The sequence below is a fragment of the Butyrivibrio hungatei genome, from assembly GCF_001858005.1.
Taxonomy (GTDB): domain Bacteria; phylum Bacillota; class Clostridia; order Lachnospirales; family Lachnospiraceae; genus Butyrivibrio; species Butyrivibrio hungatei.
Map to the genome: position 1 here is coordinate 2221210 of NZ_CP017831.1, position 16526 is coordinate 2237735.

The window sequence follows — 16526 nt, forward strand, 5'->3', positions numbered from 1 at the left end:
TCCGTATTATTTCTATGATTAAGAGAAGTATCTTACTCCAGATTCAAAGATCTTGAGATCCTGTTCTCCGTAGATGTTAACTGCTACGCCGTTACCTCTTCTCTCTGAGTGAGCCATCTTACCAAGGCATCTTCCATCAGGTGAAAGAATACCTTCAACAGCTCTGTAAGATCCGTTGATGTTCCACTCATCATCCATTGTGATATTGCCATCAAGGTCGCAGTACTGTGTTGCAATCTGTCCATTTGCAAAGAGCTTATCAAGCACATCCTCAGGAGCAACAAATCTTCCTTCACCGTGTGAAGCAGGGTTTGTGTACACTCCGCCAAGCTCAGCCTCTGCAAGCCATGGAGAGTTATTTGATACTACCTTGATAGTAGCCATCTTGGAAATGTGTCTACCAATAGTATTGAATGTAAGTGTAGGTGAATCTGGTGTCTGACCTGTGATCTTGCCGTTTGGAACAAGTCCCAGCTTGATCATAGCCTGGAATCCATTACAGATACCAAGTGCAAGGCCGTCTCTATTCTGTAAGAGGTCTTCTACAGCTTCTTTTATCTCTGCATTCTGGAATGCAGTTGCAAAAAACTTTGCACTTCCATCAGGTTCGTCACCAGCTGAGAATCCACCTGGGAACATGATGATCTGTGCGTTCTTGATTGCTTTCTTAAACTCTGCTACAGATTCTTCGATATCTGATGCATTTCTGTTTCTGAAGATTCTGATCTCAGCATTTGCTCCAGCTCTTTCAAAGGCCTGAGCACTGTCGTATTCGCAGTTTGTTCCTGGGAATACCGGGATGAATACTGTTGGCTTAGCAACCTTATTCTTGCATACGTAGATGCTGTCTGCTTTGAAAAGACCTGTATCTACCTTATCTTTTTCTGCATTAACTGTTGAAGGGAATACCTTCTCGAGCTTGTTCTTCCAGCTATCAAGTGCCTCTTTTTCTGACATTGAAGCGCCTGCAAGTGTAAAGGTTCCATCAGCTGTTACTGTACCAACCTCTCTAGAACCTGCAACCTTAAGGGCATCAGCAAGGCTCTCTGCAGGTACCTCGGCAATGATGTCTGCTATATCGTTCTTGAAGAATTCTTCTGCCTTAAGGCTGTCACTAAATGCAACTCCAAGGCCATTACCGAATGCCATCTTACTTGCTGCTGCAGCAAGTCCGTATGCGTCCTCAGCGTATGCTGATACGATCTTTCCATTTCTCATGAGCTCTGTGATCTGGCTATAGAGCTCCATAGCCTTGTCATAATCAGGAAGATCATAGCTATCTCTTGGAAGCTTGAACTGTACAAGCTTGTTGCCTGCAACCTTGAGTTCAGGTGTGATCACATCTGAAAGCTTAGCAACATCTACTGCAAAAGATACAAGTGTAGGTGGTACGTTTATCTCATTGAAGGATCCTGACATAGAGTCTTTTCCACCGATTGATGCAATTCCGAAGCGAAGCTGTGCTTCAAATGCTCCGAGAAGTGCTGTAAATGGCTGGCTCCAACGCTGTGGATCTTCTGTCATTCTCTTGAAGTACTCCTGGAATGTGAAGTGGAGGTTCTTGTAATCACCGCCGCTTGCAACGATTCTTGATACAGACTCTGTTACGGCATAAGCTGCTCCGTGATATGGGCTCCAGCTTGAAAGATATGGGTCAAAGCCATAGCTCATCATAGTTACTGTATCTGTCTTTCCAGAAAGAACTGGTAATTTAGCGATCATTGTCTGTGTCTCAGAGAGCTGATACTTTCCACCGTAAGGCATGAGAACTGAGCCTGCTCCGATTGAGGAGTCGAACATCTCAACAAGGCCTTTCTGTGAGCATACATTAAGATCTGAAAGTGTCTCTTTGAAGGCTGCCTTTACGTCTCCCTTTGAAAGTGCCTCTTTTACCTTATCAGAAGCAATCTGCTCAAGGTAGTTGTCTGACTTAGAAGGAATCTCAACCTTTACTGAAGTCTCCTGATGAGCTCCGTTTGTATCAAGGAAAGCTCTCTTGATATTTACGATCTTCTTACCTCTCCAGCTCAAAACAAGGCGAGGCTCCTTAGTAACTACTGCAACCTCTACAGCTTCAAGGTTTTCTTCTGCTGCGTATGAAAGGAACTGCTTAACATCCTTAGGAGCAACAACAACTGCCATTCTCTCCTGTGACTCTGAGATTGCAAGCTCTGTTCCATCAAGGCCGGCGTATTTCTTTGGCACAAGGTCAAGGTTGATATCAAGACCTGGTGCAAGCTCACCGATTGCTACTGAAACTCCGCCTGCTCCGAAGTCGTTACACTTCTTTATAAGTTCACTAACTTCAGGTCTTCTAAAGAGTCTCTGAAGCTTTCTCTCTGTAGGTGCATTACCTTTCTGAACCTCTGCGCCGCAGGTTGTAAGTGACTTTGAATCATGAGCTTTTGATGAACCTGTTGCTCCGCCGCAGCCATCTCTACCTGTTCTTCCGCCGAGGAGGATAATGATATCTCCTGGATCAGCGCTTTCTCTGATAACATGCTCCTGTGGAGCTGCACCCATTACTGCACCGATTTCCATTCTCTTAGCTACATAACCTGGGTGATATACCTCTTTTACATAGCCAGTTGCAAGTCCGATCTGGTTACCATATGAAGAATAACCAGAAGCAGCGCCTCTAACAAGCTTCTTCTGTGAAAGCTTGCCCTTCATTGTCTCTGCTACAGGAACTGTAGGATCAGCTGCGCCAGTTACACGCATAGCCTGATATACATATCCTCTTCCTGAAAGTGGATCTCTGATCGCTCCGCCAAGACATGTAGCAGCTCCACCGAATGGCTCGATCTCTGTTGGATGGTTGTGTGTCTCGTTTTTAAAGAACACAAGCCAGTTCTCAGTCTTAACGCCATTGCCGTAGTCTACATCTACAGGAACTACTACTGTGCAGGCATTGTTTTCTTCAGACTCTTCCATGTCTGTGAGCTTTCCATCTTTCTTGAGCTTCTTCATACCCATAAGGGCAATATCCATAAGAGAAATGAACTTCTCTTTCTTTTTATCCTCTGACTGATAAAGGGCATCTCTGGCTGAGAGGTACTCATTGTATGTATTCTCAATAGGAGCTTTGTAATCGCCTTCGCCGAACTCTACATTCTTGAGCTCTGTTCCGAAAGTTGTATGACGGCAGTGATCTGACCAGTATGTATCAAGAACTCTGATCTCTGTCATGGAAGGATCTCTCTTCTCATCCCCAGAGAAGTACTCCTGTATCCACTTGAAATCATTGAATGTCATAGCAAGTCCAAGTGACTCATAAAGACTCTTAAGCTCTGCTTCAGACATGTTGATGAAACCATCGAAGATCTTTACATCTTCTGGATCTTCATAGTTTGTTACAAGTGTTTCTGGCTTGCTCTCTGCAGCAATTCTTGAATCAACCGGATTCATTGTATAATCTTTGATCTTGGAAAGGTCCTCATCTGAGACATCTCCCATGATCATATATGTAACAGCAGTTTTGATAACCGGTTCCTCGTCACCTTTAATAAAGCGAACACACTGCTCAGCAGAATCAGCTCTCTGATCGAACTGTCCTGGAAGAGCTTCTATGCTAAAAACATGTGCGCCCTGAGGGATTTCAATGTTTTCTCTGTAGAGAATATCTACAGGAGGCTCTGAAAAAACTGTAGTGCATGCTTTTTCAAAAACATCTTCTGAAACATTTTCTACATCATAGCGAATGAATATTCTGACGTCACTTACGCTTTTTACGCCAAGGTAGCCCGAGATCTCAGACTTAAGTTCTTTTGCCTTGCCTGCAAAAGGGGCTTTCTTTTCAACATAGATTCGTTTTACACTGCTCATAATATCTCCTCATTTCTGATATTTTGTGATTTGTATTTAAAATAAAGAGTGCTCTTAAACAAGCACTCTTTATTAATACTAACTATTTGATTCATCGGGCACTAATCCCTCTAATACGAACATTAATTCTCTATCAATGGTCTCTTCTGTAATACCAATAGTATTAGCAGTGATCTTGAGCCCTTCTACAACATACATAAGATTACGAGCACATCCAATAGGATTCTCGCAATAGAACTCACCACTGTCAATTCCATTTTCAATAAGCTTTTCAACTATTCTAACAGCTGTATCAAATTTTTCTTTAAGGGGATTTTCTTTTGTCGATACTTTATTAACGGAAAAATATTCATATGTAGCGACAGTGAGATTATTCTTCTTCCTGAGTATTTCTTTTTTCTGCTCCTTCAGGAAAAGAGCTAACATATCGCCAGCGGAAGCATTACCGGAAAGCGCTGCTCCAACTGCCTCTTCGTCGTCCTCGTGGACGTCCGCGGATAGAACTTCTAGAAATAATTCTGACGTACTGGAAAAATAGAGATAAAGACCCCCGCGACTAATGTCACAGGCATCTACAATGTCCTTCATGGTAACATCCTTGAAGCCTTTTTCAGAAAAAACTTCCCTGGCTTTGTCAAGGATATACTGTTTCTTTTTCTCTGACTTCTCTCCCATTAAATCTCTTCCCCAAACCTACAGTAATCAAGGAAGTTCTGCCTCATGTTCCCTGGCAGAACACGTTCAAATCAGACTCGATATTATCTCGTCAGACTTTCACAGACCACATTTTCAAAAGTTCATCCATTTTGTTAACTACCATGTATAAAACTCCATTATATACACCCTCTGCCCAAACAGTACCTTTGGTCATTCCTGAGAGGATATACTTGGAAAGAATACCAGCAAGGTCATCCATATCTTTGATCTCTGCGTTCTGGATGAATAAGATCTCATCCTTTGCGTTAGCAAGACGGTTCCTTGTGTATACATAGACATAATTGCGATCTAGCAGATTAGTACTCTGCGCTGCCTTTACAAAGGCAAGAAGATTGGAATCATAAATAGGAAAAGGCATAGACTTAAGGTCACTATTGGAATAGCTCTGAGCAACTTCATGCTTGGCATTTTCCTTGAGCCAATGAAGATGTGGCATCAATTTATCAACTTCTGGACGATACCTGGAAACAATATCTTCTATACTGTTCTCATTGAAAGTACGATCGTTCTCCATCATAAAAGACACTCTCCTTTCCCAATTCCTCACCAATTATAACAAGGCTGTCATAAAAAGTACAGACCAATTTTTTGATAACAAAATTTTCCTATCGAGACTAAAAATGTACAAAATTTACTAGGGGTGAGTCGAGTTTTTGCTTGGCTTGCTACTATGTTGCCAGGGGCTTGCTCGACTTGATACTACTCTATCAGAAGAAAAATTCTAGTCAACCCTGCGCATGCGCACTGCTTCGCAGCTTCGGGGTTGACTAGACTTTTCTTTCTGATAGATGGTAGTTAAGCCGAGCAAGGGGGTGATGAGCGTCTACGCCGCTACAGAATTGAGACCAGTTACCTGCATCGCGGCTCATGGTGTCTATGCAGGTAATGTTTTTCTCCGCAAGTTTATCTCAGCCCTCTATTTCTTACCTGCATTTACTCTTTGAGTTAACTTGCAGGTAACTTTTCTCTCTGCAAATCTTTCCCAGCCCTGCATTTCTTACCTGCATTTACTCTTTGAGTTAACTTGCAGGTAACTTTTCTCTCCGCAAGTCTTTCTCAGCCCTCTATTTCTTACCTGCATTTACTCTTTGAGTTAACTTGCAGGTAACTTTTCTCTCCGCAAGTCTTTCTCAGTCCTTGATCTATTACCTGCATTTACTCTTTGAATTAACTTGCAGGTAACATTTTCCCCCGCAAGTCTTTCTCAGCCCTGCATTTCTTACCTGCATTTACTCTTTGAGTTAATTTGCAGGTAACTTTTCTCTCCGCAAATCTATCTCAGCCCTTGATCTATTACCTGCATTTACTCTTTGAGTTAACTTGCAGGTAATATTTTCCCCTGCAAATCTATCTCAAGCCTTGATTCATTACCTGCATTTACGCTTTGAATTAACTTGCAGGTAACTTTTTTCTCCGCAAATCTTTCTCAGCCCTGCATTTCTTACCTGCATTTACTCTTTGAGTTAACTTGCAGGTAATAATTCTCCCTGCAAGTCTTTCTCAGCCCTGCATTTCTTACCTGCATTTACGCTTTGAATTAATTTGCAGGTAACTTTTCTATCCGCAAGTTCTTCTCGCCCCTATAAACCGTGGCGACGGAGACGCTCACTAATGCTTTGCCTTGCTTAGCTACTTTATATAATAAAGAAAAGACTAGTCACACCCCGTAGCTGCGAAGCAGTGCGCCTGCGCAGGGTTGACCAGTCTTTTCTTTATTATAAAGTAGTATTAAGCAAGGCAAACTCACTTACAGGCCTACATAGTGCCCAAAGCAAGCTCAGCCTAGATTCATCTCACGCCTCTGATGATACGATAAGCTTCATATTTCCGCTAAATACAGCCTTGCCGTATCCTACAGGAAGAATGAAGTGATCACCAAGCTTTATAGGATGACTTCCAAGAAGTCCATCACCTTCAATTACTGATACCAAGATGTAATGTTCATTTACATCAATTTCAAGTTCAGAAGTAACATTAACTCTTGATACATTGTAGTATTCACAGCTATTAAGAAGTCTTATGCCCTGCGCCTTATCTGTATCATGCACGATTGCTGCTGATACATCTGTTGCAGGAACTGTAATGACGTCCTTACACTTATCAACATGAAGCTCACGCTTAGCGCCATTCCAAAGCCTGTCATAATCGTAAAGTCTGTAAGTGATATCACTGTTCTGCTGTGTTTCAAGGACAACAACTCCACCCTTTATAGCATGAACTGTGCCAGGATCGATCTGAATGAAGTCTCCCTTAGAGATCTTAACTTCTCTGATAAGGTCATTCCACTTGCCCTGATCCATCATATCGCAGAGTTCCTGTCTTGTAGCTGCGTTATGTCCTACAACAAGACTTGCATCCTCATCACAGTCAAGTACATACCAGCACTCCATCTTGCCAAGAGAACCATTCTCATGCTCTGCAGCATACTTGTCATCTGGATGAACCTGAATGCTAAGATCAGACTTTGCATCAATTATCTTGGTAAGAAGTGGGAATCTGTCATGATGAGTTCCAAAGAGCTCATTATGGCTATCATATAATTCATCAAGTCCCATTCCTCTATATGGACCGCTCTTAACTACAGCTGCACCGCCTTTAAGAGCTGAAATTCCCCAGCACTCTCCAATATCGTCGCCTTCAACATCATATCCAAAGACTTCTCTAAGTTTAGTTCCGCCCCAGATATTATGAGTAAAATGAGGTGCAAGGAAAATTGGTTCTTTAAAACTATTATTAATAGAAAGATTTGCTCCGTTTGTTTCCATAACCTTTTTAAACCAAAAGCCAGAATCCTTGATAGTACGCTTAAGACTTGGATAATCAACATAAACAAGTCCAAATCTCTTAGTATATCCATCAGCCCACTCAAAGTTATCGCAGTAGCTCCAATGGAAATATCCTATTATAGAAGCTCCTTCATCTGCTGCCCTCTGAAGCTCACTGATGTACTGGTCAAGGAATGCTATCCTGCTGCCGTCATGAATGCCTCCGTCAGGAGCCACGATATCGCAATCAGCCATACCATTTTCTGTAATAAGGATATCTTTGCCATATCTCTCGTAGAGGAACTTAGGTCCCCAATAAAGTGCACATGGAGTAACAGGCCATGTCATAGCAGTCTGATTGTAGCCTCTGTCTCTGTCAGCATAAACAATCTCACCATTTTCTCCAGCACTTACTGGATATCCGTTGTAAATATTCTGTCCAATGAAGTCTATAGGCTGATTGATCAGCTCCAGATCTTCCTTGGTAATCTCAAACAAGTCATCCTTAAAGAGCTCAATTCCATCCTCAGGATATTTGCCAAAGATAACAGGATCAAGGAACCATGTAACATTCCATGCCCAATTGCCCTTATCCTCATCAAAGCCAAAGTATCTCTTCTTGGCTGCCTCAATATCAGCTGCTGAATTAGTATTTGGATAAGCTACGCCGCATGTTGGAGCATATCCGATCTTGGCATTTGGAGCAAGTCTCCTAAGTGCCTTAACAGCAAGGCCATGAGCCTTCAAGAGATTATGTGCTGCAAAAAGAGTATCCTTAAGTGGAAGCTTCTTGCCAGGAGCGTGATATCCTCTTACATAGCCAAGACCAATCGTGCACTGAGGTTCATTAAATGTAATGAAATCATCACAAAGATCTGCGAAGTTCTCACCTACTACCTCAGCATATCTCTCAAACCACTTTGAACTCTCTGGGTTAACCCATCCGCCTTTTTCTTCAAGGGCAAGTGGATATTCCCAGTGGAAAAGAGTCATAAAAGGTCTGATACCATTTTCTTTCATGCAGATAAGCATATCTCTATACAGATCAACTGCCTTCTGATTAACTTCGCCAATACCATCAGGAATAAGTCTACTCCAGCTGATAGAAAATCTGTAAGCCTTAACTCCCATCATACGCATGATAGCAAAGTCTTCTTTGTATCTATGGATGAAATCACATGCCACATCAGCATCTGAGCCATCGACAATAGTCCCTTTTTTGACAAAGTCGTCCCAGATATTGAGTCCTGCGCCGTCATTTGCATCTCTTCCTTCAATCTGGTAAGAGCTGGTAGCAACTCCCCATATAAAGTCATTTCTGAACATAACTTTTCTTCCAATCTAATAATTATTTGGTGATGATGACTGATACCAGGTTAAAAGGCACTGCCTTTCCATTCTTGTCATCTATAACTTCGATCTCGAGCTTATGAGGCCCCTTCTCTCCATGTAAAAAAAGCTGTTTGATATCAAGCAGGTCACCCCATGTTTCATCGAATGCCGCATCTATTATAGTCCTCTTTGCTTCATTGCCATCAACTATAGCCGAAACAACAGGAGCAGGACGCTTCATAGTCTTGTCATACTGGACAGCGATTCCAGAGCATTCATTCTCTCCATCAAATTCAAAAACTATCTTATCATTTTGTTTTGAACCAAGCCACCCATTTTTGAAACAATCTGTGACATCCTTCTGAACTGAAGTATCTGTTACAAATCCTTTAAGCTCAGGCTCAAAAACCCTGTTGTCTATTCTCTTTGCTGATTCAAAGGAATTAACAGTAAGTGGCGCAAGTTCCTTTTCATCATCACCACCAGCTAATATCTCATCTCTTTTACCCTTGTATTCTTCATATAAAGAGCCAAAGAGATTAGCTAATACCCTACTAAGTAGGTCATGTCCCGTGTCATTTGGATGAAGTCCATCAGGAGAAAGAGTCTGAACATCCTCGATCTTGCCTGATAAGATATCCTCGTAGATGGCACCATGCATTGATGCTGCAGGAATGCCGTAGTATCTGGCAACCTTGGAATGTATCCTCTCTGCAGTCTTGCCATCCTGATAAAAGAAATTAAATAATGAAGCTACAGCTGGTCTAGCGTCGCTATAAAGAAGCTTTCTGATGAGCCCTTCGTAGCTTTCATAAAAATATTCATTGCACTCGTCATTGACAGAAAACTCAACAAGCACAAGATCGGGATCATGCGCAAGTACATCTCTGTCACATCTTGCAGCACCAAAGGCTGAAGTTGTTCCGCCGACACCTGCATTTACATAGGTAATGTCTGCTTCCTTAAATGTCTCTTTAAACCACTCATATGTCTTGTAGGCATAGCAAGTTGTGGGCAAAGAAGAAAGGCTTCCCTGGGTGATGGATCCCCCAAGGAAGCATATGGTAGCTTTTTTGCCTTCTTCAAGCTTTCTAAAGAGTTTAGAAAACCTTGTCATGTCACCATGATTTGCTATAGCCTTTGTTTTATCAAACGCTATCATAGTTTTTCCTTATCTGATTCCGAGCTCTGTATCACTCTCACGCACTACAGAGTGCTCTTTGATGTAGTCAATAATGTCGTCAAGTCTTGTGAAGGCCAGGGCTACGTAGCTATCAGCAGCGCCGTAGTAGATTGCGATCTTGCCAGTCTCACTGTCATGAAGTGTTGCGCATGGGAATACAACGTTAGGAACAAATCCTCTCTCCTCATACCACTCCTCCGGAGTTAAGATGAATGTCTCGCAGCGATACTTAACCTTTGAAGGATTGTCGATATCAAGGATTGCACCACCGATAGAATAAACAAAACCGTTACATGTGCTGCTTACGCCGTGATAGAACATAAGCCAGCCTTCGCTTGTCTCAATAGGAGCAGCTCCGCCGCCGATCTTAACTGACTCCCACCACTCTGGTGAACGTTCCATAACATGTCTGTGATGTCCCCAGTACTCCATATCTGGACTCTCAGAAAGGAAGATATCACCAAAAGGTGTATGTCCACTATCTGAAGGTCTTGAAAGAAGCATGTACTTGCCATTAATCTTTCTAGGGAAAAGAACTGCATTTCTGTTAAATGGAATGAATGGGTTCTCAAGTCTCTCGAAAGTCTTGAAGTCCTGTGTCTTAGCCATTCCGATAGAAGCTCCGTAGAAATCCTGGCACCAAATGATATAGTATGTATCCTCAACCTTTACAAGTCTTGGATCATAAGCATATCTTGGCATGAAAGGATTGCCCTCTTTGTCGATGAAAGGAATCTTCTCAGTCTCAAACTCCCAGTGAATAGCATCTTCACTGTGTCCAAGATAAATGTAAGGAATTCCGTTAGTCTGCTCTCCTCTGAATACACCGATGAATTTTCCTTCATAAGGCATAACAGCGCTGTTGAAGATTCTGGCAACACCAGGAACTGGATTTCTTCCGATAATAGGGTTCTCTTTATATCTCCAAACAGGTGCTCCCTCGAATTTCTCTGGGCCTTCCTGCCATGGAATGTTCTTTAATGGTTCACTGATCATCTTATACTTAGACATTTTTTCATTCTCCTTTTCATTTACCTAAAAGTTCAAGATTCTTTGAAATAAGCTCGCATCTCTGTTTTACACAATCTGGGCTTCTGCCAGGATCCTGTGGTGTGTTGAATACATAATCCATGAGCTTATCGATCGTTGTTGTAGCTACATGAAGTCTTGTATCTGATGAAGCATAGTAGATGAATACTTCATTCTTTTCATTAACAATTGCACCGTTTGTGAATACTACGTTGCTAACGTCTCCCACTCTCTCGCCCTGTCTTGGTCCGATCAAAAGACCTGATGGCTCTGCGATAACCTTAGAAGGATCCTTAAGGTCTGTTGCAAATGCGTAAATAACATATCTGAGACCTGCTGCTGTATTTCTAACACCGTGAGCAATGTGGATCCATCCCTTTTCAGTCTTGATAGGAACAGCACCTGCACCGTTCTTGGCTTCTGTGATCTGATGATATCTGCGAATTGAGGTCATCTTCTCTTCATCGATAACTGCGTGCTCGATATCATCGCAAAGTCCAAATCCGATACCGCTTCCACTTCCAGTCTCAATAAAGTCATCCATAGGTCTTGTGTAGAAAGCATACTTGCCATCCACAAACTCAGGATGAAGAACTACATTTCTCTGCTGTGGAGAGCGCTTTGTTACAAGGTTTGGAAGTCTCTCCCATGTCTTAAGGTCTTTGGTTCTAACGATACCAGCCTCAGCTATTGCAGCTGAAAGATCGGCATTCTTTGTATCTTTTGACTCAGAACAGAATACGCCGTAAATATAGCCATCCTCATGCTGGGTAAGTCTCATATCATATACATTTGTTTCATTTGCTACTGTATCAGGAAGTACAACGGGATAGTCCCAGAATCTGAAGCCTTCTGTACCATTGTCACTTTCTGCAACTGCAAAGAAAGATTTTCTGTCAGCCCCTTCTACTCTGGCCACAAGGTAGTACTTGCCATCTAAATAGATAGCACCTGAATTCATGACCGCATTGATGCCAAGTCTCTCCATAAAGTATGGGTTTGTCTCTTCATTAAGATCATATCTCCAGAAAAGAGGAGCATGCTCTCTTGTCAGAACCGGATTCTCATACCTGTCATAGATTCCGTTGTAAAAGTCACTTTTTTTGTTTGGTCTTGTAATGAGTTCTTCCTGACTTTTTAAAAGCTCGTTATACTTTGGGTGTATCATCTTTCATTCTCCAATCTTTTAATAATCTCAAAGCACATTCTTATTTTATTAGTTGATTTTTATTAGTCAATAATTTAGCTAACTTTTTACTTAACATTCTACTTAATAAACAAAAAGAGCATCTTGACTTTGGTAAATTTACCTATTGCAAGATGCTCTCTATATACCTATTTTAGCTAAATTATTTTTTAGCTTAGCAGTGATTAATTTTAATTAAATTTCTTTTACACTTTCTCTTTCTATAAGGTAACCCTCTACAATGCTAAGTCCTCTTCTGTATCTTTCGCCATGAAGTGTATGAAGGATGCGCTTAAGTGTTCTGCGAACCATTTCCTCCATATCTACCTTATAAGTAGTGATACCGATCTCAGCGCCGTTTGTATAAACAAAATCATCGTAACCCACTACTGAGATATCCTCCGGAACCCTAAGCCCCTTATCTTTTAGATACTGGATAAACTTGCTTGCAGTAAGGTCGCAGTTACAAACAAAGGCTGTAGGAAGCTTTCCTTTTGGCCACTTAACATTTTTCTCAATATCCATGACCTTATTGTCTGAATCACGGTCATCAAGCACCCAAGCCGGATTCACCTTGATTCCGTGTTCCATTAGTGCCCTCTCATAACCCAGATATCTGTCTGTAATAGAAGGTGTTGTCAGCAGTGTTCCCACATAACCGATATCCTTATGACCTTTGTCAAAAAGATAATTTGTCAAAATATAAGCTCCATAAAAGCTTCCAGATATTACTGAATCTTTTTTGTGCTGCCTGTCTGTAAAATCCATGTAGAAAGTAGGAGTTTCAAGTTTATCATCAAGCATTTCCAGATAATCTTCCCGTAAAGTTCCCATTATTACTACGGCGTCTACATTGCCATCTCCAATGAGTTTTGGATAAACGAGATTTTCCTCTTCCTCAAGGCTTAGGACCTCTAGCATTGTAAAAGAGCCAATCTTTCCGGCTTTGGCTGAAAAGATCTGATACATGTGTCCATAGAAGGAATCTATGTTTCCAAGATACCTGGCACCAATAAGAACCCCAATCTTGAAGCTGTCAGAAGACCTGTTTGTAAAAGATTTCTGGTAGCCCCTCTCTTCCGCCAGATCAATGATCTTCTGACGCATTTCTTCGCTTACACCCTTTTGACCAGACAATGCTTTGGATACTGTTACAGTACTGATCCCCAGGGCAGCAGCAATGTCCGACATCGTAATTTTCTTTGGCATTGTATATCTCCTCTAACAATTATTATCTAGATCAATCTTTTGCTACAAGATAGATCAGTTCAGACCTAAAATCTCCGTTAAGTGATGGCATTACAAGTCCAACCTTCCTGATGGTAGCCCCCAAAGCTTCCACATCAGTTCCTTCTATCCTATATATTTTTTTATCATCAAGCCCCTTAACCTTAAGGATTCTATTAGTCGTGTTCGGTTTCGCCATAACCTGAACATAGGTTATAAGAGCTTTTTTCTTGTCCTTACTGATAACTCCATAGGCGTCAAATTCGTGGTTTCTCTGATATGACGCATAGCGGTAGTAATCTCCAGTTCTCACAAGCTCATTATACTTGTGATATTCTGCAACCTGCCTTGGGATATCATCCCTGTCTTCCTGAGGAATCTTGGTGATATCAAGTTCATATCCAAAGGTTCCTGCAAGAGCCACATTCCCTCTTGTCTTAAATGGCGTTGTTCTTCCAACTGTATGATTTGGACAGTCAGAAACATGTGCCCCCATAGTACTAAGTGGAAAGATAAGGCTTGTGCCTTCCTGGATCTTTAATCTTTCAATTGCATCTGTGTCATCTGAGCACCAGATCTGTGGGCTATAGTAGAGCATACCCGCATCAAATCTGGCTCCGCCCCCAGAACAGTTCTCCAGCAAAAGATCTGGGAAATCCTTAACTAATCTCTCCATGAGATCATATACTGCAAGAACATATCTGTGGGAAAGCTCTCCCTGACTATCCGCTGAAAGTCCCAAAGATCCAAGGTCGCATAATTGCCTATTCATATCCCACTTGAGATATTCTATATTTGCTGAACTCAATATATCCTTTATCCTGCTATAAACATAGTCAGATACTTCTTTTCTTGTAATATCAAGAACATACTGATTTCTGCTCCTGCAAGGCTCTCTGTCTGCTGTCTTGATTGCCCAGTCCGGATGCTCATCATAGAGCTTGGATACAGGAGATATCATCTCTGGCTCCATCCAGATACCAAACTTAAGGCCTATGGCATTTACGTCATCTACCAGTTTCTTAAGTCCGCCCTTAAGCTTTTTCTCGTTGACATACCAGTCTCCAAGGCTTGAGTTGTCGTCATTTCTTTCTCCAAACCAGCCATCGTCCATGACTAGCATCTCTATGCCGCTTTTCTTTGCCTCTCTTGCTATTGCAAGGAGTTTCTCATTATCAAAATCAAAGTAAGTAGCTTCCCAGTTGTTGATAAGGATTGGTCTTTCTTTATCCTTGTACTTGCTTCTAATAAGGTGATTTCTATATAGGTCATGGAAGGTTCTTCTCATCCTTCCAAGCCCTTCAGATGAATATACCGTCACTACTTCTGGTGCCTGGAACTCTTCTCCTGCCCCAAGCTTCCATCTAAAGTTCTTTTGACAGATGCCCATGTAGAGTCTCAAGCTGTCAAACTGTGATCTGCACACCCCAGCTTCAAAATTACCTGAGTAGATAAAAGAAAAACCGTAGACCTTACCTGTATCCTCTGAATCACCATTTTGTACAAGAGCCATAAATGGCTGGAGCTGGTGTGAAGACTCACCTCTAAAGGACTCAATAGAGGTATCGCCATAACCAATCTCTCTAAAATCCATAGCTCTTTCTCTAGCCCATGATCCGTGAAGTGTAAGAAGCTCATAGCCTTCATTGTCCATATCCATGGTCATAGACATAGCTTTATCTAGCATGATCGGCGCATTAGAAGTATTTACAAACCTAATAGACCTTGTAATGGCATCAATTCCTTCAAATACGCTGTATGAAAGAACTGCCTTTAAGCCTGTAGCCTTGTCTATTGCTGTGATGTCCAATGTCATGGAATCAGCTTCCGATCCAAATGTAGCTGGAAGGCCTTCTAATTTCTTTTTACCCTTATAAATATTGTGAGATTCATAGCTAAAGGATACACTGCTGTGTCCATTTACGTCAGTTATCTCTATGCTACTTTTCCTGTAATCTCCAACATTATTTGTAGAATATTCAAATGGGAATCTATCGAGAAAAGAACTTCTATCACGCATGACACTTGAAGGTGTGCCATACTGATCAACTAATTTCAAAAGATATGATGCATCTGCAATTTCCAACTTGTCTCCGTAATAGAGATGAGTAAGGAACCCCTCGTCGTAGAGTGCACCTATGCAGTAGCTGGTGTTCTCTGTCTCAATGACAAAGATCTTGCTCTGCTCAATATACCTGATATCCATAAGAAAACCCCTGCTTTTTAGTCTAGTCAAATATAATTAACTTAATTTTAACTTTTATTAGCTAAAAAGCAAGGGGAAATATTTATTATTTACATCATTTAGAAAAAGAAAATACGAAAGGCTATGAGAGCGATAATACTTATCAAAAATAATACTCCAACTAGCACATACATGATTTTTACTGCCACGTTTACCACTTTATAAGCTCCGTAGCCTTCATCTTTTTTGACCAAAAGATATATGATATAAGGGATAGTTCCTAAAAAACTTACAAAAGTAAATACAGCTATAGTAAGTGGAAAAAGAACTATGGAAGTAACTCTTACTGATTCCTTTTGGTTCTCAAACCACATAATAAAGAACACATACAAAAAGCCCACGAAAAATCCTAAAACTCCGCTTAAAGGAATATTTAAAAGCATTCTAAAAGTAATGACATTACCTGCCATATCTCCCATGTGATTGAAGGGATCAAGGATCTCTATTGATGTAAGGAGCATTCCCATCATAGCTACCATAAGAGGAATCCTGAACCTCTGAGCAAGTGGCACCTTTCTCTTTACTGCATTATCCTTGTTTATCTTCTGCCAGTATTTTTGCTGTGCCTTTCTGTCGAACTTTACAACAGTGTCCTGCTTCTTTTCTTTAGCTTTGTTCTTGGCCGCGCCTTTATTTCCATTCTTTATAAGCCTAAATAGCTCTTCTTCTGATCCTTCGGTAAAAGAATTTCTTTTAACACTATAAACATAATCTCCAGCCTGAAGAAAAATAAACTCGTCTGTCTTCTGGATCTTACCTATCTCAGTGATGTTATTTGAAACATCCTTGAATACGCCTTCCTCGCCTTTTATCACTTCTCTGATCTGGTCATTATCTATAGTAATTTCGCTCGTTGCACCGTTTCTTGCGTACATTGAAGCGTCGAGATTGTTCTTGCCTTTGGCCTTACTGTTTATCTCTTCAGCGATTTCATTATTGAACGTAAAAACAATTTTATTCATGATCATCTCCCTGAATTTTTCCAACTTAGATACTTTACCTTTATAGACAAATGAA

Annotated in this window: 10 protein-coding genes; all 10 read right to left on the minus strand. The window is 41.2% G+C overall.

Annotation, left to right across the window (positions count from 1 at the left end; all coding sequences use genetic code 11):
- Positions 1-18: 18 nt before the first annotated feature.
- Positions 19-3825, minus strand: coding sequence for a phosphoribosylformylglycinamidine synthase (locus bhn_RS10280; protein WP_071176619.1), 3807 nt, complete (start codon positions 3823-3825; stop codon positions 19-21).
- Positions 3826-3903: 78 nt separating this feature from the next.
- Complete coding sequence (locus bhn_RS10285; RefSeq protein WP_071176620.1) at positions 3904-4500, minus strand: TetR/AcrR family transcriptional regulator; 597 nt, start codon at positions 4498-4500, stop codon at positions 3904-3906.
- A gap of 91 nt (positions 4501-4591) precedes the next feature.
- On the minus strand, positions 4592-5059 hold the full coding sequence (locus bhn_RS10290) for a hypothetical protein (protein WP_083385907.1): 468 nt from the start codon (positions 5057-5059) through the stop codon (positions 4592-4594).
- A 1276-nt stretch (positions 5060-6335) separates the two neighbouring features.
- A complete protein-coding gene (gene manA / locus bhn_RS10295; RefSeq protein ID WP_071176621.1) occupies positions 6336-8633 on the minus strand; it encodes a mannose-6-phosphate isomerase, class I in 2298 nt (765 codons plus the stop codon).
- A gap of 22 nt (positions 8634-8655) precedes the next feature.
- The gene (locus tag bhn_RS10300) at positions 8656-9801 is read right to left on the minus strand and encodes an SGNH/GDSL hydrolase family protein (protein ID WP_071176622.1); all 1146 of its coding nucleotides are present in this window, start codon (positions 9799-9801) and stop codon (positions 8656-8658) included.
- A 9-nt stretch (positions 9802-9810) separates the two neighbouring features.
- On the minus strand, positions 9811-10833 hold the full coding sequence (locus bhn_RS10305) for a glycoside hydrolase family 130 protein (protein WP_071176623.1): 1023 nt from the start codon (positions 10831-10833) through the stop codon (positions 9811-9813).
- Positions 10834-10849: 16 nt separating this feature from the next.
- Positions 10850-12019, minus strand: a complete 1170-nt coding sequence (locus bhn_RS10310) for a glycoside hydrolase family 130 protein (protein ID WP_071176624.1) — start codon at positions 12017-12019, stop codon at positions 10850-10852.
- A gap of 213 nt (positions 12020-12232) precedes the next feature.
- The gene (locus bhn_RS10315) at positions 12233-13246 is read right to left on the minus strand and encodes a LacI family DNA-binding transcriptional regulator (protein ID WP_071176625.1); all 1014 of its coding nucleotides are present in this window, start codon (positions 13244-13246) and stop codon (positions 12233-12235) included.
- Between the two features lie 31 nt (positions 13247-13277).
- The gene (locus bhn_RS10320; RefSeq protein WP_071176626.1) at positions 13278-15470 is read right to left on the minus strand and encodes an alpha-galactosidase; all 2193 of its coding nucleotides are present in this window, start codon (positions 15468-15470) and stop codon (positions 13278-13280) included.
- Between the two features lie 98 nt (positions 15471-15568).
- The gene (locus bhn_RS10325; protein WP_071176627.1) at positions 15569-16471 is read right to left on the minus strand and encodes a hypothetical protein; all 903 of its coding nucleotides are present in this window, start codon (positions 16469-16471) and stop codon (positions 15569-15571) included.
- Positions 16472-16526 lie beyond the last annotated feature (55 nt).

What these genes read in the sequence shown, in the direction of transcription:
- bhn_RS10280 (WP_071176619.1), bottom strand. Translation starts at nt 3,825, where the DNA reads ATGAGCAGTGTAAAACGAATCTATGTTGAAAAGAAAGCCCCTTTTGCA.
- bhn_RS10285 (WP_071176620.1), bottom strand. Translation starts at nt 4,500, where the DNA reads ATGGGAGAGAAGTCAGAGAAAAAGAAACAGTATATCCTTGACAAAGCC.
- bhn_RS10290 (WP_083385907.1), bottom strand. Translation starts at nt 5,059, where the DNA reads ATGATGGAGAACGATCGTACTTTCAATGAGAACAGTATAGAAGATATT.
- manA (WP_071176621.1), bottom strand. Translation starts at nt 8,633, where the DNA reads ATGTTCAGAAATGACTTTATATGGGGAGTTGCTACCAGCTCTTACCAG.
- bhn_RS10300 (WP_071176622.1), bottom strand. Translation starts at nt 9,801, where the DNA reads ATGATAGCGTTTGATAAAACAAAGGCTATAGCAAATCATGGTGACATG.
- bhn_RS10305 (WP_071176623.1), bottom strand. Translation starts at nt 10,833, where the DNA reads ATGTCTAAGTATAAGATGATCAGTGAACCATTAAAGAACATTCCATGG.
- bhn_RS10310 (WP_071176624.1), bottom strand. Translation starts at nt 12,019, where the DNA reads ATGATACACCCAAAGTATAACGAGCTTTTAAAAAGTCAGGAAGAACTC.
- bhn_RS10315 (WP_071176625.1), bottom strand. Translation starts at nt 13,246, where the DNA reads ATGCCAAAGAAAATTACGATGTCGGACATTGCTGCTGCCCTGGGGATC.
- bhn_RS10320 (WP_071176626.1), bottom strand. Translation starts at nt 15,470, where the DNA reads ATGGATATCAGGTATATTGAGCAGAGCAAGATCTTTGTCATTGAGACA.
- bhn_RS10325 (WP_071176627.1), bottom strand. Translation starts at nt 16,471, where the DNA reads ATGAATAAAATTGTTTTTACGTTCAATAATGAAATCGCTGAAGAGATA.